Origin of the sequence: Veillonella sp. CHU110 (genome assembly GCF_003992255.1) — a bacterium.
GTDB lineage: Bacteria > Bacillota > Negativicutes > Veillonellales > Veillonellaceae > F0422.
In genome coordinates, this window is the sequence record NZ_RQVA01000017.1 from 20,734 (window position 1) to 42,941 (window position 22,208).

General features: G+C 34.1%; 20 protein-coding genes and 1 pseudogene. 20 read left to right on the forward strand and 1 reads right to left on the reverse strand.

Going from position 1 to position 22,208, the window contains the following annotated elements; genetic code table 11:
* Positions 1–98 precede the first annotated feature (98 nt).
* The 15 genes from EO122_RS07165 (at position 99) to EO122_RS07235 (ending at position 14,847) form a co-directional block, all read left to right on the forward strand.
* The gene (locus tag EO122_RS07165; protein ID WP_127009981.1) at positions 99–689 is read left to right on the forward strand and encodes a phosphatase PAP2 family protein; all 591 of its coding nucleotides are present in this window, start codon (positions 99–101) and stop codon (positions 687–689) included.
* Positions 690–879: 190 nt separating this feature from the next.
* The gene (locus EO122_RS07170; protein ID WP_127009982.1) at positions 880–1,188 is read left to right on the forward strand and encodes a type II toxin-antitoxin system RelE/ParE family toxin; all 309 of its coding nucleotides are present in this window, start codon (positions 880–882) and stop codon (positions 1,186–1,188) included.
* Between the two features lie 18 nt (positions 1,189–1,206).
* A complete protein-coding gene (locus EO122_RS07175; RefSeq protein ID WP_127009983.1) occupies positions 1,207–2,256 on the forward strand; it encodes a helix-turn-helix domain-containing protein in 1,050 nt (349 codons plus the stop codon).
* A 10-nt stretch (positions 2,257–2,266) separates the two neighbouring features.
* The gene (locus EO122_RS07180) at positions 2,267–2,581 is read left to right on the forward strand and encodes a hypothetical protein (protein ID WP_127009984.1); all 315 of its coding nucleotides are present in this window, start codon (positions 2,267–2,269) and stop codon (positions 2,579–2,581) included.
* 280 nt (positions 2,582–2,861) lie between these two features.
* Positions 2,862–3,731 carry a sirohydrochlorin cobaltochelatase gene (locus EO122_RS07185; protein WP_240632677.1) on the forward strand — a complete coding sequence of 290 codons (870 nt, stop codon included), beginning with the start codon at positions 2,862–2,864 and terminating at the stop codon, positions 3,729–3,731.
* A 364-nt stretch (positions 3,732–4,095) separates the two neighbouring features.
* Positions 4,096–5,118, forward strand: a complete 1,023-nt coding sequence (locus EO122_RS07190) for an Abi family protein (RefSeq protein WP_127009986.1) — start codon at positions 4,096–4,098, stop codon at positions 5,116–5,118.
* 30 nt (positions 5,119–5,148) lie between these two features.
* Entirely contained in the window at positions 5,149–6,093 is a 945-nt protein-coding gene (gene rfbB, locus EO122_RS07195; protein ID WP_206168520.1) for a dTDP-glucose 4,6-dehydratase, read from the forward strand.
* Complete coding sequence (locus EO122_RS07200) at positions 6,084–8,060, forward strand: LTA synthase family protein (protein WP_206168521.1); 1,977 nt, start codon at positions 6,084–6,086, stop codon at positions 8,058–8,060. The genes rfbB and EO122_RS07200 overlap by 10 nt, the downstream gene beginning before the upstream one ends.
* A gap of 105 nt (positions 8,061–8,165) precedes the next feature.
* Positions 8,166–8,927, forward strand: coding sequence for a glycosyltransferase family 2 protein (locus EO122_RS07205; protein ID WP_127009988.1), 762 nt, complete (start codon positions 8,166–8,168; stop codon positions 8,925–8,927).
* 56 nt (positions 8,928–8,983) lie between these two features.
* A complete protein-coding gene (locus tag EO122_RS07210; protein WP_127009989.1) occupies positions 8,984–10,108 on the forward strand; it encodes a glycosyltransferase in 1,125 nt (374 codons plus the stop codon).
* Between the two features lie 42 nt (positions 10,109–10,150).
* A complete protein-coding gene (locus EO122_RS07215) occupies positions 10,151–11,209 on the forward strand; it encodes a hypothetical protein (protein WP_127009990.1) in 1,059 nt (352 codons plus the stop codon).
* Positions 11,199–12,233 carry an N-acetylneuraminate synthase family protein gene (locus tag EO122_RS07220; protein ID WP_127009991.1) on the forward strand — a complete coding sequence of 345 codons (1,035 nt, stop codon included), beginning with the start codon at positions 11,199–11,201 and terminating at the stop codon, positions 12,231–12,233. The genes EO122_RS07215 and EO122_RS07220 overlap by 11 nt, the downstream gene beginning before the upstream one ends.
* A 5-nt stretch (positions 12,234–12,238) precedes the next feature.
* Positions 12,239–13,363, forward strand: coding sequence for a UDP-N-acetylglucosamine 2-epimerase (neuC, locus tag EO122_RS07225; RefSeq protein WP_127009992.1), 1,125 nt, complete (start codon positions 12,239–12,241; stop codon positions 13,361–13,363).
* A 16-nt stretch (positions 13,364–13,379) separates the two neighbouring features.
* Entirely contained in the window at positions 13,380–14,060 is a 681-nt protein-coding gene (locus tag EO122_RS07230) for a cytidylyltransferase domain-containing protein (protein WP_240632678.1), read from the forward strand.
* Between the two features lie 13 nt (positions 14,061–14,073).
* The gene (locus EO122_RS07235) at positions 14,074–14,847 is read left to right on the forward strand and encodes a glycosyltransferase family 25 protein (RefSeq protein WP_164725986.1); all 774 of its coding nucleotides are present in this window, start codon (positions 14,074–14,076) and stop codon (positions 14,845–14,847) included.
* Between the two features lie 99 nt (positions 14,848–14,946).
* On the opposite strand, the pseudogene EO122_RS08355 reads toward EO122_RS07235, so the two are convergent.
* Positions 14,947–15,531: pseudogene (locus tag EO122_RS08355) on the reverse strand (transposase).
* A 403-nt stretch (positions 15,532–15,934) separates the two neighbouring features.
* Between EO122_RS08355 and EO122_RS07250 the strand changes: the two are divergent.
* The 5 genes from EO122_RS07250 to EO122_RS07270 all read left to right on the forward strand — a co-directional run bounded on the left by EO122_RS07250 (position 15,935) and on the right by EO122_RS07270 (position 21,534).
* Complete coding sequence (locus tag EO122_RS07250) at positions 15,935–16,756, forward strand: phosphorylcholine transferase LicD (RefSeq protein WP_164725988.1); 822 nt, start codon at positions 15,935–15,937, stop codon at positions 16,754–16,756.
* On the forward strand, positions 16,753–18,090 hold the full coding sequence (locus EO122_RS07255; protein WP_127009998.1) for an adenylyltransferase/cytidyltransferase family protein: 1,338 nt from the start codon (positions 16,753–16,755) through the stop codon (positions 18,088–18,090). Before EO122_RS07250 ends, EO122_RS07255 begins: the two co-directional genes overlap by 4 nt.
* 46 nt (positions 18,091–18,136) lie before the next feature.
* Positions 18,137–19,189: a histidinol-phosphate transaminase gene (locus EO122_RS07260; protein WP_127009999.1), complete on the forward strand. Its 1,053-nt coding sequence runs from the start codon at positions 18,137–18,139 to the stop codon at positions 19,187–19,189.
* A 56-nt stretch (positions 19,190–19,245) separates the two neighbouring features.
* Entirely contained in the window at positions 19,246–20,793 is a 1,548-nt protein-coding gene (locus EO122_RS07265; protein ID WP_127010000.1) for an ATP-binding protein, read from the forward strand.
* Positions 20,794–20,880: 87 nt separating this feature from the next.
* Entirely contained in the window at positions 20,881–21,534 is a 654-nt protein-coding gene (locus EO122_RS07270; RefSeq protein ID WP_127010001.1) for a hypothetical protein, read from the forward strand.
* Positions 21,535–22,208 lie beyond the last annotated feature (674 nt).

Consider the following 22,208-nt stretch of genomic DNA (forward strand, 5'->3'; position numbering starts at 1 on the left):
CAATCAATTATAATCTGCACATTACAATCCCTAGGAACCATGATATAATATATCTATATGTATTATTCATATCATTTCTACAAGAAACGGAAGGTGTTATGATGAATGATTGGTTATTTTCTATTATCAATGGCATGGCGAACAAGCTTGCCATCATAGATGCATTGATGATACTTAGCTCTAAACTGATTCCATATCTCTATATACTTATTTTAGGCTGGTTATATGTGAAAGGATTCCGACAAGGCAATTTCAAACTTCGTGGTGAAAGTTTCGCCACAGGGGTGCTCTTAGTGCTTTGTCTTATTGGTAGTTTTATTCTAGGGTCTATGTTCTACGAAAATCGACCATTTGTGGATCACCAAGTGAATCTTATCGTGTCTCATGCAGCGGATGCTAGTTTTCCTAGCGATCATGCAGTGGGGACTATGGCCATTGCTAGCGGTATCTTGTTCTATCATTGGAGTTTGGGAACAAAGATGGTCTATGGCTCTATCCTCGTAGGCTTTTCTCGCGTGTTTGTAGGCAACCATTATCCTGGGGATATATTGGGTGCTTTCATCCTCGTATGGATAATTACTGCGGTCTATAATAAAACGATTCGCCGAGGGGTGGTTCGTGCCTATAAAAGATTAGATAAACGATTGATGGGCGAGTATATGCGGAGATTTCCGAGACGTCAGAGATAGGAATATATGCTAAGATGGTATATAACTAGGATATGAAGTATAAACTTTCTTATACTGAGAGTAACATAGAAAGGACGGTGATAGCCGTCCTTTTTGTGTTTATTTGGTGTACTTAATATTGCTATATAACATCTGAAGTGTTAAAATTAACCTATAAGGTTAATTTATTAACTTTAAGGCAGGTGATGCTTTGAATATAGTATATAAAACTAGAAAATTAGAAAAAATATGTGAAGATAAAAAATTTTCGGTAAAATCTTATGGGATTGATATGGCTAATAAAATTAAACTTAGGATTAATGAGATTAGGGCATCTGATTCTGTAGAGGAAATGATACAATATCAAATTGGGCGATGCCATGCATTGGTAGGTGATAGATTTGGAGAGTATGCAGTAGATTTGGTGCAACCATTTCGGTTGATTTTTATTAAGGATGATGATACTAAACAAATTAAAGTTGTAAAAATAATGGAGATAACAGATTACCATAAAAAGTGATGCAATAAGGGGCGAAATATGGACAGTAAATCATATATTGCGGTTCCACCAGGTGAATCGATACGAGAGCAATTAGATATGCGATATATGAGTCAAAAGGAGTTTGCCTTACGTATGTCGATGTCGGAAAAACATGTGAGCAATTTGCTGAACGGCAAGGTAAGTTTAACCAATGAGGTGGCAAATCGATTGGAACGTGTGTTAGGGGTGCCAGCTCGATTTTGGAATCGTTTAGAAACTTTGTATCGAGAAGATCTACGTAAGGTTGAGGCGGAAAATTTGGCTGATAAGGAAATTAACTTTATTAACAGTTTTCCGTACAATGACATGGTAAAAGTTCATATGGTTGAGAAAGCTAGCAATCATGTAGATAAGCATGTGAACTTATGTCAGTTTTTTGAAGTGGCTAATTTGAGCTTATTAGATGATATACGTATATGGCCGATTGCTTGTCGCCAATTGGGAGATACTGATAAAGCTATGCGTGCAAAATTAGTGATAGCTCAGTATGCTAAGTTGGAGGCTAGAAGTATTTCTGTAGATACCTATAAAAAGGATAAAATAGATAAGGCCTTACACAGGTTAAAACAATATACTAAGTATGAAAGCTTTGATTTCTTTGAAGAGATACAGACACTATTAGCTCGATGTGGTGTTGCTTTGGTATTAGTGCCACATATTCCAGGGGCATTTTTACAAGGATTGTCTTTTATTGATGAAAGTAGTAAAAAAATCGTAGTAGGTATTACACTGCGACAAAAGCGAGCGGATGTATTTTGGTTTACCCTATATCATGAATTGGTGCACGTTATGGAAGGACACCTACATAGGGTAGAGGGCCTTTACAGGAATGATGAAAGTATAGCTGACACCGTAGCAGGCAATTGGTTAATTGATTCAGAGGCATATCATACATTTGCGAATCAATCTAAGTTGAGTATTCGTGATATACAGGAGTTTGCAGATGCACAAGAGATAGGTATATCCTTAGTCATTGGAAGGCTACAAAAAGATAAGATTATAGGGTATAATCAATTTACGACATATATTGCCACATATAGTGCATAGGAGGTTAGTTATGAATTTTGAAAGTTCTGCAGGTCCACAACAGTATAGTGATTCTGTGTATGAGGTTGTATTTACACCGGTTTTAGAGCGTCCAGAGTACCAAGGGGAGCCGATTCGTGCTTTGTTGTTGGAATTACAGGAAAAAATGGGTGAATCCGATTTTAATCAGTACATTAACAGTTTAATTAGTGTGAAGTACAATGGTACTGCTTTATGGTTAATTACGAAAAGTGAACGGAATCGTACCCTCATTGAAGGTCGTTTCTTACCATTGCTTCGTGAAGTGTTCAAGGTAGCGGCACCTCGTATTATTTCACAACCATAACTACTGTATATGATAGTTGTTATACATACGGATTAGTGTATATTGGATAGGTTAGTATATTCCAAGATAGGAATTTTCTGTTCGACTTGCTTGATATACCCTATAAAATAACTGTGAAAGCTCTGTCTTAGGATGGAGCTTTTTTTGCTTTCAGATGAGGTAACTTTCATATTATTGAGAAAAATTATCATTGACATAATCCCACAGGTGACGTATGATAGGTAGTAAGAAGTGTGTGTTTATGTAACCCGAACGATTAAGAATTAATATGGAGGCATATATGAATCAACGTGGAATTGTGTTAGCAACATTTGGATCAATCTATGGAGATGCTGTAGAGGCATCAGTAGGAGCGATGGAGCGCCGCATTGCCGAGATGTATCCAGGTATAGAAGTGCGTCGCGTATTTTTGTCTGATGCATTAGTAGATAAATGGAATGAAAAATATGATACAAAGGTGTTCACTTTGAGTGGTGCCGTAGAAGATTTGGCGAGAAACGGTGTGACAGAATTATTCATCCAACCATTTGCGCTAGTCTGGGACCAATGTTATGTGCAAATGCGAAAAGAAGTGATGAAAGATGCGCATGAACGAGGATTGCGCGTGACAGTGGGCAAACCATTATTGAATTCCTTGGGCGTGAAGAACTATGCTGATGATTATTCCGATACGATTGAAGCGATTATCAAACATATTAACATTCGTGCATTAAATAAAAGCGTATTGTTGATGGCGAATGGTCAAAACCAATTGGAATATAGTGCGTTGCAATTGAAATGCTTGTACGGAGCGGGACAAAATGTTGTGGTATTCACAGCCAATGGATTTCCAAACTTTAAACAGGCTTTGACATTGTTAGAACGATTGGATCATCAAGAAGTACTAGTGGTGCCATTGGCATTGATTGGATCAGCACATTTGATGGACTATCTAGGGGGGGATCGTTCCGATTCCATTGCGACACTGTTGGGCCAACAAGGCTATGGCGTGTCCATATGGAACGAAGGCTTGGGGGAAAACCCATTTGTGCAAGAGCTTTTCGTAAAACATTTAGCACAAGTCATCCGAAGTGCAGAACGTCGTAACTTGCGCCAGCGTGAAGGCGACGGAAACGTGTCGGTGAAACAAGGAACATTTAGAACGGCATAACTTAGTCGAATCACTGATGGCCTAGGGTGTACAGAGGTAGGGATACCATCCTTGATGTAGCCAAAAAGCATTACAGTTTTATAAGAAACATACAAACGAGTCGCATACCATTGTGAGATATGGTATGCGGTTTTTTGATTGTTAGTGGGATATGGGGTATAATGAAAAATAAGAAATTAAGAAGATTAATGAATATGTAAAGTTGATTCATAATTGTTGATGGAGATACTATAAGGGTACAAAGGTATTGACAATAATAACAAATTTATGCTATAAAATAAGTAGTAAAACGGTATTGTCTTAGAACATACCACCGTGCCCGCTACTTATAGTAGCGGGTTTCTTTTTTGTGTGGGAGGGACATATGAAATATGATAAACCCTTTAAAACATATGATGAACAAATAGATATTTTGCAAAATAAGTATGGTGTTGTAATTGATGATTATGAGTTTGCTAAACATGCGCTTATATCTGTTTCATATAATGATCTAATTGGTAGTTTTAAGAATACCTTAAAAAAAGATTCGATTAATTTAAGTGAAATAACTATTGAATATTTATATGAATTACATTTGTTAGATAAGAGTGTGCAAGCATTTATCTTGAAGTATAGCTTGTTTATAGAGAATCTTTTTAAAAATGTAATGGCTTATACTATTGCATCATCATTTGGTGTGGATGCAAATAAATATTTGGATCCTAATAACTATCAAGTATATAGTGCAGGAACTGCTTTTAAAGAGAATGTTTTATCAGAAGTTTTGCCTATATTGATGGATGAAAAAGGCGGATATCAACCTACTAACTATTATGTAGAGATGCATAATCATGTACCACCTTGGATTTTATTTAAAAACATATCCTTTGGGGATTCAATAAATTTATATAATGTTCTAAAAAAAGAGCAGAAAGAAATGGTTATAGATTTATTGTTTAATAACGCTAATGCTATAAAGTATGATCAAAAAGTAGAAATTCTTCGTAATGGATTGAATAATATCAGAATTTATCGTAACTTAGCTGCTCATAATTTAAGTTTTACTGAATTTAGACTAAAAAAATCTATTCAACCCAAGCAGTTATATCAGGCATTACCAGGGTTAATTTATTTGACAGCAGATTTGGGACAACCTCTGAATATTGATAAAAAAGCTTGTAAAGGTTTATATTCTGTAGTTTTAATTATTTTGTTATTATTGAACACTAAAGACCTAAAATCAGTGTTTGTTACTGACTTTTTAAATACAGTTTTTCAGAGTTCCACAAGTGAGCGATTTCTTTTAAAGACATATTTATTTAACGATTACTGTAAGCTTACAGCAATGCCTAAAAACCTCTTTGAAAGATTACATAAATATCTCAAATTGTACGAAGATATATTATGATGAAGTTAAAATACATGAGAAGATTAAATTATGAATATTTTAGTAACTGGTGGCTGCGGCTTCATAGGTAGCCATTTTTTGCGATACATGATGAATACCTATCCAAATGATTCCTTTATATGCCTAGATGCCTTAACCTATGCGGGTAATGAAGAGAATATTAAGGATTTGCTCGGTGATGAGCGTTTGAAGCAGTATATTGGAACGATTTGTGATGCGAAGTTGGTGGAATCTATCTTTTCGACACACAAACCAGATATAGTGGTGCACTTTGCAGCAGAGACCCATGTGGATCGGAGTATTGCAGGTCCTCAAATCTTTTTAGAGACCAATGTAATGGGCACAGGTGTCCTGCTAGATGCATGCTTGCGACATGGTGGAGTGCGCTTTCACCATGTGTCGACAGATGAGGTGTATGGAGCATTGCCACTAGGCGAAGGTGAGGCTTTTACTGAAAGCGACCTATTACAGCCGACCAGCCCTTATGCATCATCTAAGGCATCTTCGGACCTTCTGGCATTGAGTTATTACAAGACCTATGGCCTACCTATGACCGTATCAAGATGTTCCAATAATTACGGAACTCACCAATATCCAGAAAAGTTAATTCCCTTAATGATACAAAAAGCATTACATGACGAACCATTGCCAGTCTATGGAGATGGACTCAACGTGCGAGATTGGATACATGTGCTAGACCACTGTAGGGGTATTGATACGATTCTCCAGAAGGGGATGCCAGGCGAGGTATATAACATAGGTGCCAATGAAGAAGTGGCTAATATTGACCTGGTGAAGCGGATACTGGACTGTTTAGAGAAAAGTTATGAGCTAATTACCTATATAGACGATCGATTGGGACATGATAGGCGATATGCCATTAATAGTGGAAAATTACGGACCTTGGGGTGGAAACCAGAGTATACGTTGGGGGATACCTTGAGGGAAGTTGTGGAGTGGTATAGATGGAATTAAGTATTTTGCAAGGGTTGCAACAAGATATCAAGATATTTTTGTTAGCACCTATTATAGAGGCTATTTTTAGAGCATGTTTTATCTATTTTTTTGCACCCAATAGGGAATACAAAGGTGCCGAGAAGCGGTGGTATGAGTGTTTCCGCTTTGGGTTTTGGTGGGGAATGGATCTAAATGCGTATGTATTATTAGTGCCGTTCGTATTCGTAACGTTACCATCCTTATGGTTAGAGTTGTTAATAATCTATGGAGATAGTATCCGAGCTGTATTTGGAGTTATGTATCTATTCCTTCTGTATGTGGCATTTTTAGGAAAGTTAATTTTCTATTATCATTATAAGGATACATATAATTCCAACTTAAGGTTAGGGAAGAATGCAGATAAGAGAAATTTATTAGATATTTTCTTTAATCAAAATCATGGATGGTGGATACTACTTTCATTACCAATCTATATAGGTATTACCTATGGAATTGTATCTTGGTTATTAGGTTTAGGTACGCTATCAGCACCAACTGTAGGTGAAATGTGGCTGTATGTAGTTATCAATGTAGTGATTACTATAGCTACGGTGGTTTTCTTTTATTGGATGCGGTATGGTGGTACGCTGCGTCATGATAAAAAGCCTGAATGGGATACAGTCCCTGAAGTTGTTAAGGAAGATAGATTCTTTGCTAAAGCATGCATTAGTGATCTGGTAGCTTTTAAATTAGCGTGGCGCATGCATCCACAGGAAATTCTAGAGCATACGGACGAGGAATCTAAGACGTTGCTTTCACCAATTATGAAAGTTGAGACTGACTTGGTACAATCGATTTGGAACTCTATGAGAAGGACTACTAAAGGGGCGCAGATTCAAAAACCAAAACGAATCTTTTTGATTATTGAGGAAAGTTACAGTCAATTTGCCTTCGATGCTGCGTATGAGGGGATTCCAATTGCGGAAGCGGGAAGAAAGATACGACAGCAGGAACATACAGTTTGTATCGATAATTTTTTAGCAGGAGGTTTGATATCGCAGCCTTCTATTAGTTCTTTATTTAACGGTATCTACGATGTAGATTTAGAATTAAATGAAAGATCCTACTTTTGGCGACATGCTTTACCAACATCATTACCAAAACAATTGGCAGGGATAGGATACCATTGTTCGTTGTGGTATGGAGGTTCACTATCTTGGGCTAGCTTAGGACCATTTGGCAAAGCAGCTGGCTTTCATGAGTTATATTCGGGATTTGATATTACACCTAAAGGGAGTCCTGCAACGTGGCTAGGTGTTTATGATCATCTTTTCTTTGAAGGAGTACAAAAGCAATTAGAAGTAGGCGAAGCCCACCCATACGAGTTTCATTGTATCTATACAACATCGAATCATGGGCCATTTAAGATTCCTATTGAGAAATATGGTTTTTCAAAAGATACATTACAAACACAATTGCCAAAGCACCTGCAAAGTTATGTAGCTGATATTGGGACCTATGCATACTGTGATTATTATCTAAATCATTTTGTAGAGTATTTACAGCATACATACGAAGATAGCTTAATTATTGTCACAGGGGACCATACGAGTAGATTGCCTACACCATGGGCAAACTCTGATAGAGTGCATACGTTGCGGGAAGATATAAGTACTGCTTTTTATATGCATCATAAAGAATTAGATAAGGATATGTTTTGTCATAGCACACATGGTTGTCACATGAATATATTACCAACAATTATGGAATTAATTGGACCAAAAGGTTATGAATATTTTAGTTTGATGCCATCTTTATTAGAAAAGCAAGGTATTATAGTGACGCCATATCACTGGATTGATGAAAATTGTATTGGTTTCTTTAGAGATCAACGTGTTGAGACGCTGGATGGAAAACCAATCACCGACTATGCAATAGACCGTGTAACTCAATTGCAGAAGGCTTATAAAGAAGTGACGGGAGCAATTGTTCGACAGTATCAGTAAATCTTAGTTGAATGGTATTCTATATCTTGATACAATAGAATAAGAATAAAAGACTATCGCTTAAGGCGATAGTCTTTCTTGTATAGGATGAAGATGAGGAGTTTAATGAGTACAGTTAGTGTATTAATTTTAACGAGAAATGAAGAAAAGCATATTCGGGATTGCATTGAAAGCTGTTTGCCGATTGCTAATGAGGTAATAGTTATTGATGATGGGAGTACCGATCAAACTGTTGCTATAGCAGAAGAGTTAGGGGCGAAGGTGGTCCAACATGCATTAGCACAAGACTGGGCACAACAACGAATGTTTGCCATAAGTCAGGCAACGTGTGATTGGATTTTGTTTGTTGATGCAGATGAAAGGATTTCATCAGAATTAGCTCAAGAGATACGATATGTGATTGATACAGGTGTAAAACAGTCCTTTACCATACAACGTGAAAATGTATTTCATCATAATCGCGCTACACATGGTGTATTGCGTCCAGATCGAGTTTTACGCTTAATGCCGAGGGATGGGGTTACTGTAACCGGTGCCGTTCATGAAACGATTGATAGTATTTACCCGGAGAAACTATTGCAGGGCTCTATGTATCATTACACATACGATACGTGGGAACAGTATTTTAATAAGTTTAATTCTTATACTACTGTGGCAGCAGAAGCCTATCGTACATCTAACAAATCCGTATTTTTTGTCAAAGATATTTTAATTAGACCTTTATGGGCATTTCTTAAAATGTATCTATTACAAGGTGGTTTTTTAGATGGAAAAATGGGCTGGGTGCTTTCGGTAAATCATTACTTTTATACGATGATGAAGTATGTGAAATTGTATCATTTATATAAATCTAATGGAGAATTATAATCAGATTAATTAGAAATTATATATAAATTTCGCAGACATAGATTAAAGGAGTCCTCATGCGAGTTGCTATATTAGAGAGTATTATTATGCCAGCAGGGCATGAAGTTGAATTTGATAGAATCCTTGTAAATGAAATGAAACGGCAAGGGCATGAGCCTATGTTTTTTGTGCCAAAGGGTTTTCCATTTAAAGTAGATTATGGCGCACCTGTTCATGAATTATCGGGGGGCCCTGTTGTCACTTACGCAGATGCTAATTGGTATCAAAAACTATGGCGATCCTTGCAACGTGAAAAACGACGTGTAAAATGGTTTACCCATGCTTGTGAATTAGCAAAGTCAGGTATATGTGACGCCATTATTATACCAACAGCTACGTATCGGTATGTACGCTCTTTGTTGCGCAGTGAACTTAAAAATTCTCCAGTACCAGTACATATTGTATTCCATGGCATGCGACCAGATGAAAAAGAAAACTTTGTGAAACAAGCTCGCCGTGTAGAACAATATGGAAATATTCATCTACACATTATTAGTTTGCGCGATGATATCAGTGATGTAGGATTACAAAATGTAGATGTCATAGTACCACCAGTATTTGCACCTGTTTATTATGATGTAGACTATGTAACTAGAAAGCCAGGACTTATTCGTATAGGATTCTTTGGACAATTTAGAAAGGAAAAACAGTTAGAGCCCTTTTTACAAGCTTTTACAAAAGCGCAGTTTTCGGTACCTGTTGAACTAGTTGTACAAGGTTCTACTCCTACTCCAGAGGATACCGCTGTATTTCAGGAATTAATAGCAAAGTATCAACGGATTCACAATATTACGTTCCGTCATGAAAATTTGATTGGAAAGGATTGGGAAGAGGCATTACTATCTGTAGATGCTATCGCTATGCCTTATGCAGCGGAAAGGTATCGCTATAACTGGGGGGCTATGTTGTTTACAGCCATTGGCTTTTATAAACCAGTGCTAGCATCGCAAGAATTAAATCCAGAGGTATTCGAACAATTTAAAATAGGAGTTAGAATCCAATCCTTAGAGGAGTCCGATATTATATCTGCTATGACGGAACTTGTGGAGCTATTAAGTGCAAGAAAAGATGAGACAAGACTAGAATTAGAAAAAGCGAATGAATTATATAGTCACGAGAAGTTAATTAAGGCTATTTTATAAGTTGTTTTAAACGTGAAAAGTTCTAGAAGGTGTAAATATCTCATGAATAGGCTCGATAAAAAGGTACTTTTTGTATTAGCAACGCCGATGCAAATTGTGACAGCACTACATATTATCAATTGTTATAATCTAAAAGCAGATATGATTTGTTTAGAAGATCATTTACCTAAGGCAAAAATATATGCTAATAGGTTAAGTCAACTTGAAATACTAGGGGAAGTGAAAGTAGTACCTTCTAGAGGTAATCAGGAACTATTGTTGCAAAGATATACTGAAATTTTTATTACAAACAATATTTTTTTGTGGAATTATCAAGAACAATTAATGCAATCGAAATCAGTTATATCTATCTTTGATGAAGGGAGTATGTGTTATTTAACTCGATTTATTGAAGAGTGTTATCGGTGTTGCAAGTGGCAGAATATATATTTGTATGAACCTAGGCTGGCGAACTTCTATGGTGATGCAAGATTTATTATCAAGGAAATTCCTAAAATACAGATAGAGAACACCGTACTATTAGAACAATTGAATAAGGTTTTCGAAGTTAATGCAAATGAAGTGTTGCTATCCGATGATGATACAATGCATGTATTTTTTTCACAACCGTTTGAACATGCATTATCTGTAAAAGCTAAATTGCGGAGAATTTTTAAGATTCGTCAATCCCACTCGAATTGGGAATATGTGTTGGATGCGCACAAAAAATATCAAAAAGATATCATAGAAAAAATACATAAAACTGTACTTTCCCTATATAGAAAGTTTCATCCGAGAGAGAAAGAAAGAGTATTAAACAAAAACACAATACAATGGGATTACCCGTGGGAATTATACTTGCTACATCACCCCCATACGAAGGTAGTTCAATATTCTTTGTTTTCCAGTGTCTTAACAGCTAGCTTTGTACTAGGTAATTCATACGATATAACAAATTATTATTTATATCCTATTGTAGTTAAAGAGTTAATCGAATCTGGATATACGGATGCTCTTGATAATGATTTATTAATATTTTTTGATCGGCTAGTGAAAGCAGGAAAGGTAATTCCTGTCTATTCCTTAGAAGAGTTAGAAAGGATAATCCAACATGAAGTTTAGTATCGGTCATATTGAAGTAGGTCGTGGATGTAGACCACTAGTTATTCCCGAGATAGGGATTAACCATAATGGCAGCTTATCCATAGCTAAAGAAATGGTCTATGCCGCATATACAAGTGGTGCTAGAATTGTAAAGCATCAAACACATATTGTAGAAGATGAAATGAGCTCTGCTGCTAAAAAAGTAATTCCAGGTAATGCAGATGTATCGATTTATGAAATCATGGAAAATGCAGCGTTAAGTGAATCTGATGAGTATGAATTGATGAAATATACAGAATCATTGGGAATGGAATTTATTAGTACGCCATTTTCTCGTGCAGCGGCGGAACGCTTGGAAAGCTTTGGTGTGAAAGCCTATAAAATTGGTTCTGGGGAAATGAACAATCTTCCTTTGATTCGACATATTGCCAAGTTTGGCAAGCCTATGATTGTATCCACAGGAATGAATGATTTAGAAAGTATTAAACGTACAGTATCTATTTTAGAAGAAGAACAAGTACCTTTTGCACTATTGCATACGACCAATTTGTATCCAACAAAACCAGAGTGGGTGCGTTTAGGCGCCATGCAGGAAATGATGGATGCATTCCCCCATATACCGGTCGGACTATCGGATCATACTGTTAATAATAATGCATGTATTGCTGCTATGGCATTAGGTGCAGTTATTTTAGAACGTCATTTTACAGACTCTATGGATCGAGTCGGCCCAGACATTGTTTGTTCAATGGATCCTAGTGCATTGGATGAACTATTGGGAGCAGCACAAGAGGTACCTCTTATGTTAGGTGGTAAAAAAGCTCCTATTCAAGAAGAACAAGTGACTATTGATTTTGCGTATGCTACGGTTGTGACAATTGCCAATGTAAAACAGGGAGAGCAATTTACGACAGATAACTTATGGGTGAAGCGGCCAGGAACAGGTACTATTTTAGCCAAAGATTTTGAAAGCATTTTAGGAAAAACAGCAAAGGTAGATATTTCCAGTGATACGCATCTCACTTGGGATATGATAGAGTAATTACGATGAAACGAATTATATTTGTTACCGGAACGCGGGCGGATTATGGTAAGTTAAAGCCATTAATGATGGCAGTCGAACAATCTATAGAGTTTGAGTTACATGTGTATGTGACCGGTATGCATTTATTAACAGAATATGGATCTACCTTTAAAGAAGTTGTGAAAGATGGATATAACCATATATATATTGCACGAGAAAACATGCCTACCTATAATATGTCTGATGATTTAGGTAAAAGTATTTCTAATTTTACTCGCTATGTGGGAGAAATAAGACCGGATTGTATTGTTGTTCATGGAGACCGTGGTGATGCACTTATGGGATCTATTGTAGGGGCGTTTAATAATGTGCATGTAATTCATATTGAAGGTGGCGAGGTAACAGGAACAATTGATGAATCTATTCGTCATGCCATCACTAGATTTGCTCACTTTCATTTAGTGGCTAATACAAGTGCTGAAGAATTGCTTTTAGCCATGGGTGAAAGTCCGCAACGGATTAAGGTAATAGGGTCTCCTGACATTGATGTTATTATAGGACAGTCATTGGCAACTATTGATGAAGTTAAAGAATCATTAAAGATTCCTTTTGACTCATATGCAGTACTTCTATTTCACCCGGTTGTGACGGAAGTAGGACTTTTACAACAACAAGTAACAGAATTATTTAAAGCTTGTAAAGAGAGTGGAAAAAAGTTTATTGTCATTTACCCTAATAATGATCATGGTAGCCACATTATTTTGGAATTGTATAAGCAATTAGAGGGAGATGATTCCTTTCTATTCTTTAAGTCTGTACGATTTGAAGAATTTTTGGTTGTATTACAACATGCTGATTTTATGATAGGTAATTCAAGCGCAGGAGTTAGAGAGGCACCGTATTTTGGGGTACCTACAATTGATATAGGCACACGCCAAATGGGACGATATACTAAAGATGATATCAGTATTACTCATGTAGAATATAATAGAAAAGAAATTTTGCAAGCTATAGTAAGTTTGCCACGTCGTTATACGGTACACCACAATTGGGGACAAGGTAATAGTGCAGAGCTCTTTATGAATATTTTAGGTAGCGAAGAATTCTGGCAAATACCATTACAAAAGCAATTAAGTTATAAGGAATAAATATATGTATGAATCTATGAAAATTGTTGCTATAATACCGGCACGAGGCGGTAGTAAGGGGATTCCACATAAGAATATTACGAACCTATGTGGGAAACCATTAATTGGGTACACGATTGAAGCCGCGAAACAATCTACATATATAGATGATGTGATTGTTAGTACTGATGATTTAGATATTAAAAAAGTTAGCGAACAATATGGAGCTTTGGTTCCTTTTATTAGAGATGGTCATATTGCATCCGATGAGGCTAAAACGATCTCTGTTGTGGTAGATGCGATACAAAGGCTACAAGCAAGAGGGCAAGAGTATGATGTAGTGATATTACTACAACCTACATCTCCATTACGAACTGCTGAGGAGATTGATGTGGCGATTGAAGTATTTTTTCAACATCAGATGGAAGGGGTAGTCAGTATTAATGTTGCAGATATTTCTCCGTTTTTGCTACGAACTATTCATAACCATAAGTTACATCGAATTATAGATGAAAGTAGTACGATCAGAAGACAAGATATGCCAACATATTATGAAGTAAATGGGGCTATTTATATCAATAGAGTAGAAGAAGTGACTGAAGACCTAAGTTTTAACGATAATCCAATCCCTTATATTATGAATCGAGATCACTCAGTGGACATTGATACTTGGGATGATTTAATTGAGGCTGAAAAAATACTGAAAAATAGAATATAAAAATTATAAAGAGGTGAGACGATTGTTATATCACACGATTATTTCAGATAAAGATAATACAGAAAGAAGAAACTTAGTATTAGCAGAATGTAAAAAGATAGGAATTATGAGCCCTCATTTTACAGATGCCATTATGGCAACACGCATGCCAGATGAAGAAGTGTATGCTCAAGCTATTCCAAATACATTTTTATCAAAAGGTGAAATAGGTTGTGCGTTGAGTCATAAAAAAGTGTATGAAGAATTTTTGAATACGGATCAAAAAAGTATACTAATATTCGAAGATGATATTATATTTTCTAAAGAGTGTACTCTTGAAGCACTAGAATCATTGATGGAATATGTGAAACAAAAAAGCGAACCAACTGTATTGGTATTGCAAAAAAGTCGGTGGCATAATAAAAAAGTATGGAATGCAGATACTAATATTTCAGTGTATTCAAGTAGGAATCAATTTTGTACACATGCCTACATATTAAATCGGTCGGCAGCAGAAGTTATTTTATCCATGCAAACACCAGTACGTTTTGAAATTGATGCGTTTAAATTTTATTATTGGTTAGCTGATGTAGAGCTATATTGCTTAAATCAAGATTTGGTTGAGCAGTCTATGGAAATAGAATCAGGTATTGGAGATGGACGGTTTGATGCTGACAATCGGACTGAGTTAAAAAACAAGGCATATAAAGAGCTGTATAAAAAATTACCATTAACAGGTAAAATTAATTTGCAGATTAAACGATTATCAAAGGCGCTACATAAGCCATTTGAGACCTTAGAATATTAATAGTTATTACATGATGATAGAGATAACTCATGAAATAGTCTGTTAGGTACTGTCAAGAATTTTGTGTAAACTCTTTTAAGAAATAAATGCTCTAAGCAATTAAAGAGATGAAAGCAAGTGAGCAAATTCTCTATGTATTCTTTCGAGATGTCGACCGTTATATTCACTTACTCGTGCATAGACAAATCGATCAAGAGAATCTTCTGTAGGGAATTGTTCCTTTTGGTTTGTATAACGCTTTAAATGCTTATTGAAGTTTTCGATAATATTGATACTGTAAAGACTACGTTGGATGCTTTCAGGAAACTGTAAAAAGGTAAATAAGTTTATTACATCTGACAACATCTCACGTAATCTAGGATATTTTCCCGCCTAGGTTTCTAAGAAGGACACTAATGCGTTTGTAGCAGCTTCTTCGGTTGTACTAGAGTAAATAGGTTTTAAATCATCCAAAATATCCTTAATATCCTGCTTTCTAACGCACCCTTTGACATTGCGCGTGAGATATAATACCCAGCACCGTTGGTAAAGGCTAGTAGAGAAGATATTTTGACATATTTCAGCTAAATCTTTAAAGCCATCGGAAACAAAGAGGTGTACCTTTTTTACACCGCGTTCTTTCATCGACGTTAACAGAGATTCATAGTCAGATATACTTTCACTTGGAAACAAGGTATAATCGATAACTTCTTGTTGCCAGCCTTAGTACTCCTTATTAATACATGTAATACTTCTTTTGTGCCGTATCTCTACGTACTGAAAGATAGGTGATATCACAATATCAATATGGATTGCTTCATTAATAAGATCATTTACTGGTAGTACATTTAATAAATTTGTGTTAGTATTAGTCATGAGAACTGAACCATCTTTCTGTGATTTTTATTTGACACTTAAATCTTAAAGAAGTTCGGTTCTTTTTTTTATACTAACTAAACATGTTTTCACAAAATATTTTATACTGTCTCATAGTTCTACACTATGTATAATATGTTGTTGAATATAAACTGTAAACTTGATATAAAATTAATTAAGTTTTAAAGTATTTTTTAAGTTATATTGAAAGAGAATGTTACAGGTAAGAGTTATGATGAATGAAAAGTTGACAGAATCTGAATTTAAGAAGATTCTACTAAAAATACTATTGAAGTTCGATACTTTTTGTAAACAGCATGATATTAAATATTCACTTGGATGTGGAACTGCATTAGGTGCTGTGCGGCATAGTGGATTTATACCTTGGGATGATGATATTGATGTTATTATGCTCCGGCCAGAATATAATAAGTTTGAAAAATTATGGAAAGAACATATACAAAGTTATTCAGAACATTTTAAATTGTGGGCAGAAATGGACGAAGAAAATTACTTTATGGCTTTTTGCGCAAAATTTTTCGATACCGATACAATACTTTATGAACACTTTGGAAAGCGGAAATCAATTGAATACGGAGTTTATATAGATATATTTGTATTAGATCATATTCCAAGTGAAAAGACAGAACAACGAAAGTATTTTAAAGAAATCTTATTTTATTGGAAATGGATTCAACATTTTCAACGGCATTTTAAGAAGTGGAATCATTTTGTAAGAAAGCATAATTTATCTGTGCCTTCGTTAGATATGATTGCGAATAAACTAATGAATCATAAGAATCGTTATAATCAGCAGTTGACATCACTAGTATCTATTACTCAAGATTATCAGAAAAAAAGAGATTATAATCCATCTATTTTTAAATATAAATGGTTTGAAGAGTTTGAAGAGATACTATTTGAAGGTTATAGTTTTCCAATTATTAAATCACATCATGATATGTTAGAAACTATGTACGGAGAATATATGATATTACCCCCTGAAGAAAAACGTATAGGTCATGATGTCGAGGCTTATTGGAGAAAAAAATGAAAAAAGTAATTACATATGGTACATATGATTTATTCCATGAGGGACATTATAATTTATTAAAAAATGCAAAATCATTAGGTGATTATTTAATTGTAGGAGTTACTTCTGATTACTTTGATAGATTAAGAGGTAAGTTTAATGTTAGAGAATCACTTATGCAAAGAATTGAAAATGTTCGTGCTACTGGTTTTGCTGATGAGATTATTGTAGAAGAATATTTTGGGCAAAAAATTGATGATATTAGAAAATTTAATATTGATATTTTTACAGTAGGGTCGGACTGGAAGGGTTATTTCGATTATTTACAAGAGTACTGTGAAGTACACTATTTACCTAGAACTGATGGAATTTCGAGTACGCAAATTAGGAACTCTAATACTTTAAAATTGGGGATTATTGGAAACGAGAAGATTTTAGATAGACTTTTAGATGAGTGCACATTTGTTACGGGTATAGAAGTAGTTGGAGCATTTACTGATGTAAAAGGTTCTGACTCAGAATATAGATCTAAAAAATTTAATTCATTGAAACAGTATGATTCAATAGAAGCATTAATTGATAGTACTGATGCAATATACATTAATTTACCCTTATCTGAACGAGATTTGATTATAGATAAAGTATTAGAAGGTAAACGACATGTTTTAACTGAGTTCCCGTTTAGTACTAGTGTTATTAAAACTAAAGAGCTATTAAATAAGGCGAAAGATAATAATCTTATTTTAATGGAGGGGCTAAAAACCGCATATGCACCTGCATTTACTAAGATGATAGCTATAGCTAAAAGTGGACAGATTGGTAAACTTTTAAATGTTGAAGCTAATTTTACTCAAGTCTTAGGAGAGGAACTGAGCAATCAAATAAGAATAGCCGGGGGTAGTGTATTGTCATTAGGGGCATATCCATTACTAGCAATATTTAAACTTTTAGGATTTAATTATAAAAAATTGGATTTTATTAGCTATAAACAAAATGGAGTAGATATATTATCAAAGATTAATTTAATCTATGAAGACTCAATGGGTTCAGCAACCATTGCTATTAATGCAAAAGCAGAGGGAGATATGGTTGTTTCGGGATCAAAAGGGTATATATATGTTCCAGCTCCATGGTGGAAAACAGAATATTTTGAGCTCAGATTTGAAGATGCCAATAAGAATCAAAAGTATTTTTATAAGTTTGAAGGTGAAGGTTTACGTTATGAGCTAATAGAATTCCAAAAATGTATTAATGATGGTGTTGAAAGTTTTTTAATGAGCCATAGTGATATTTTGGAAGAAGTAAAAGTTTTAGAAGCATATACAAATGAGCATAATGTTACTATTATTGTCTAAATAAATTTTAGCGCTTTTATTCAGGGTGATTTTAGGAGAAAATAAAATGTATATCAATCAATTAATTGATAAATTGGAGAGAAAGTATCCGGAATGTAATAGAAAAGGATTATTAAGATTGGATATGAATGAGAACCCAGGAGGATTACCTCTCGATGTTATGAATGAATTAAAGAACAAAATTACTCCTAAATTTCTTGCTACATATCCAGATAAAGCGCCACTCTTGGAGTCTTTAGCTGCATTTCATCAAGTAGATGTTGATAATATTGCAATTACTGATGGTTCAGAGATGGCTTTAAAGTATATATTTGAAGTATTTGGACGACCTGAATCAGAATTTCTTAGTGTATCTCCTACCTTTGAAATGTATGGTGTATATGCAAACATGTATGGATTAATACATAAAAAGATTGAGATAACAAAAGATTTTGATATAGATATTAAAAGCTTATTAGATAATATTACTTCAGAGACAAGTATAGTATCTCTTTTAAATCCCAATAATCCAGTTGGACGACCTTATACGGATGAAGAGTTTTTGTTGGTAGCTGAAAAAACAAAAGCTGTAGGAGCACTATTAATAATTGATGAAGCATATCATTATTTTTATTCTTATACACAAATTGGACTACTAAATACATACGATCATATCATAGTTTTAAGAACATTTTCTAAGCTTTTTTCAATTGCAGCATGTAGAATTGGCTATGCGATTTCTTCAGCAAAAATTATAAAACTTATTAATAATGCGAGACCAACATTTGATACTAATTCCATTGCACTATTGTTTGCTAATGAGTTAATTAATAATAAGGAATTACTTGAACATCTCATTAATGAAGAATTAATAGGCAGACAGTATTTAATTAGTGAGTTAGAGAAATTAGGGTACACTTATGTATATAATGGAGGAAATTATATTACGATAAAAACAAATCTAGATGCTAATGTTGTGGCACAACGACTATTAACTGATAAGAAGATTTCAGTAAAAACATCGGGATATGATATTTTGCAAGGATATATTCGGGTAACTACAGGGGCTGTTCAATATATGAAATTATTTATGGATAGTTTGTGTGAAGTCGACAAATAGTGTGGAGTAAATTTAATATTCCTCATTAAGATAAGTTGGGAGGGTGTAGAGATAAAATGAAAATAGCATCAATGAAAATACATAACTTCAGAGGGTATAATAAAGAGATAGAAGTTATGTTTGAAGATTTGACGGTAATTGTTGGGAAAAATGATGTTGGTAAGTCAACCGTTTTGGAAGCATTGGATATTTTTTTTAATGATGGTAAAGGTGCCGTTAAGTTTGATAAAAGTGATATAAATAACTGCGGACTAGCTGAATGCAATACTGAAGTTTCCATAAGTGTATGCTTTGTAGATTTACCTAAAAGTATTATTATTGATACTTCAGTGTCGACTAGTTTTGAGTCGGAATATTTATTAAATGATGCGGGGCAATTAGAAATCATAAAAAGATATTCTAATTCTGGAAATCCTAAGATTTATATTAAAGCAAAACATCCACAAAATATAAAGTGCTCCGAACTATTATTAAAGAAAAATTCTGAACTTAAGAAAATGATTAATGAAGAGTCTATAGAGTGTGAAAATTTAAATATTAATGCAGTAATGCGAAAAGCTTTGTGGGAGAAATATCAGGATAATTTGCAATTAGAAGAGTGTGAAATAGATGTTAGTAAAGAAGATGCAAAAAGAATATGGGAGAATATAGCTAGTTATCTACCAATATATTCATTATTTCAATCTGATAGGAAAAATAGTGATACAGATAGCGAAGTTCAAGATCCTTTAAAAGAAGCTGTTAAGCAAATAATTAATGATGAATCTTTGAGAGAAAAGTTGAAGGATATTGCAGATACTATTAGGGAAAAAATTAAAGAAGTTTCAGATAGAACTCTTAGTAAAATTAAAGAAATGGATGAAGATATTGCCAATAGTCTCAATCCAGTAATACCAAAAGATAAAGATTTAAAATGGCAAGATGTTTTTAAAAATGTTTCCATTACAGGGGATGAAAATATACCAATTAACAAGAGAGGCAGTGGCGTTAGACGGTTAATTTTATTAAACTTTTTCCGTGCTGAAGCAGAAAGACGTGCTGTTCATAATGAAAACGCTAATATAATTTATGCAATTGAGGAACCTGAAACATCACAGCATACGAATAATCAATTTAAATTAATAGAAGCCCTTAAAAACTTATCAGAACTTGATAAAACACAAATTATAATTACTACACATAGTCCGAATATTGTAAAAAGTCTTGAATATTCTAATCTGCGGCTTATTAAAAATAATGACGCTATAAAAACGATCGAACCTGTTGAGCCAGGCAAGTTAAAATATCCGTCCTTGAATGAGGTAAATTATGTAGCTTTCGGAGAAGTGACTGAAGAATATCATAACGAACTATATGGATATATTGAGTTTAGAAAATGGTTAAATGATTATAAGTCAGGAAAAAAGACAATGGCCTATAAGAAACAGAGCAAAAATAGGGATATAATAGATTCACAATTAATATTGACAGAATATATTAGACATCAAATCCATCATCCTGAAAATAAATTAAATATAAGATTTACTAGAGATGAATTAGGGACTTCGATTGAGATGATGAGAAAGTTTATTGAAAGTAAAAGTTCTAGTACATTAACTAAATGATTAATATATAAAAGCGCTATATGTTGAATTATTGTATTATGGTAATAACCTGTTAGTTTATCGGCGAAGAAATAGTAAAGGTGAGCTATGGGTTTAATTAGAGGCTTTAAAGAAAAGCTCCTTGAGCATGGTCGTAAACAGGGACTTATATTTTTTGATTTTGATAGTGACGAAACTATTATTAGAATCTTAAGTTTTAATAGGAAGATAGGATTAGGGAATAAAAAGAAAATTTCTTTTGCAAAAGGGATTAGAATACCTAAAAACTATAAAAAACGAGTTCATCATATACTTGATTATCTAGTTGCTGGTGGAAATATAATTCCTTATTTATCTAAACAAGGTGTTAACTTGAATAATCTTGGCGATTTACTGTTCAACGATTGGAATATATTGCATATACATTTAGGTAAACGGAAAGATAAAAAAGATCCTCGTTTTATTGAACGGACTGGAGAGTTATTGTTTTTAATTAATACAGAAACAGAGATTAGAGTATTAGGCGTATACGACCATAAACCTTCTCCATGGACTAAGAAGGAACTGTTGCAAAGAATATATGATACATGGCCTGAAATGCTAGGAATAATAAAAGATGGGGAATTAGATATATCTTTTGCTGAAGTACAGAAAAGAAAATTACGAAAAAGTCATATAACTTCATTTGAAGAAGTATATGATAAAAAAAATACGGAAAAAACTGCCAGTACTTGTAAAGAAGGCAATGGGATTAGTATGTAGTGGAGAGTCTACTATTGATGTTCTAACATATAATAATATTATAAGAGTACTAAGACTTATAGAATTTAATCTAAAAAAGCAAGAGATAAATTCTGCTTTCAGATTATATGAGTCAAATGGTGTATGGATTGTTATTGATAAAAATTTACGACAAGTATATGCTCCTGTAAAGTTAGTGAAACTCAATAAAGTACATAAGTTGTGATTTTATATGATGTGTAGTTTATTTTTAGATATAGATGAATATGCATTAAGTTTGCTGTAGATATTTCATAGAGACAAGAAGTTAGATAACACACCTCCAATAGCTGTTCAATGTAATACTTTAATGCGTAGGCCTTTTTTTGTGATTAGACTTTCGTAGGACTTCAAAAAGTTGAAAGCATTCCTTATCTGAGAGTGTGCGCTGACAATTTGTATAACAATAAAAAAAGCGCTCCAATCAGGAACGCTTTTTCTTTTTTATCCCAAAGGATAATATAAAGTTAGTTTTGGGATTCATAGCCCAATTTGTATTTTTATTATATATCTGCTGTTGAAGATGGTCAATCATTTCAGTGTATATATCATTTTTATGATAGCATTTATATATGTTTATTTTATTATAAAAATGTTGATGCCAACTATTAGAGGAGTGGTGCCAACATTTAGCATAGAAACTTTTTTATGATTTT

Excerpts from the sequence above, each read along its gene's own strand:
- EO122_RS07185 (WP_240632677.1), top strand. The coding sequence starts at position 2,862 with ATGAATCAACGTGGAATTGTGTTAGCAACATTTGGATCAATCTATGGA.
- EO122_RS07215 (WP_127009990.1), top strand. The coding sequence starts at position 10,151 with ATGAATAGGCTCGATAAAAAGGTACTTTTTGTATTAGCAACGCCGATG.
- rfbB (WP_206168520.1), top strand. The coding sequence starts at position 5,149 with ATGAATATTTTAGTAACTGGTGGCTGCGGCTTCATAGGTAGCCATTTT.
- EO122_RS07205 (WP_127009988.1), top strand. The coding sequence starts at position 8,166 with ATGAGTACAGTTAGTGTATTAATTTTAACGAGAAATGAAGAAAAGCAT.
- EO122_RS07165 (WP_127009981.1), top strand. The coding sequence starts at position 99 with ATGATGAATGATTGGTTATTTTCTATTATCAATGGCATGGCGAACAAG.
- EO122_RS07220 (WP_127009991.1), top strand. The coding sequence starts at position 11,199 with ATGAAGTTTAGTATCGGTCATATTGAAGTAGGTCGTGGATGTAGACCA.
- EO122_RS07210 (WP_127009989.1), top strand. The coding sequence starts at position 8,984 with ATGCGAGTTGCTATATTAGAGAGTATTATTATGCCAGCAGGGCATGAA.
- EO122_RS07230 (WP_240632678.1), top strand. The coding sequence starts at position 13,380 with ATGAAAATTGTTGCTATAATACCGGCACGAGGCGGTAGTAAGGGGATT.
- EO122_RS07175 (WP_127009983.1), top strand. The coding sequence starts at position 1,207 with ATGGACAGTAAATCATATATTGCGGTTCCACCAGGTGAATCGATACGA.
- EO122_RS07255 (WP_127009998.1), top strand. The coding sequence starts at position 16,753 with ATGAAAAAAGTAATTACATATGGTACATATGATTTATTCCATGAGGGA.
- EO122_RS07270 (WP_127010001.1), top strand. The coding sequence starts at position 20,881 with ATGGGTTTAATTAGAGGCTTTAAAGAAAAGCTCCTTGAGCATGGTCGT.
- EO122_RS07260 (WP_127009999.1), top strand. The coding sequence starts at position 18,137 with ATGTATATCAATCAATTAATTGATAAATTGGAGAGAAAGTATCCGGAA.
- EO122_RS07200 (WP_206168521.1), top strand. The coding sequence starts at position 6,084 with ATGGAATTAAGTATTTTGCAAGGGTTGCAACAAGATATCAAGATATTT.
- EO122_RS07180 (WP_127009984.1), top strand. The coding sequence starts at position 2,267 with ATGAATTTTGAAAGTTCTGCAGGTCCACAACAGTATAGTGATTCTGTG.
- EO122_RS07190 (WP_127009986.1), top strand. The coding sequence starts at position 4,096 with ATGAAATATGATAAACCCTTTAAAACATATGATGAACAAATAGATATT.
- neuC (WP_127009992.1), top strand. The coding sequence starts at position 12,239 with ATGAAACGAATTATATTTGTTACCGGAACGCGGGCGGATTATGGTAAG.
- EO122_RS07265 (WP_127010000.1), top strand. The coding sequence starts at position 19,246 with ATGAAAATAGCATCAATGAAAATACATAACTTCAGAGGGTATAATAAA.
- EO122_RS07250 (WP_164725988.1), top strand. The coding sequence starts at position 15,935 with ATGATGAATGAAAAGTTGACAGAATCTGAATTTAAGAAGATTCTACTA.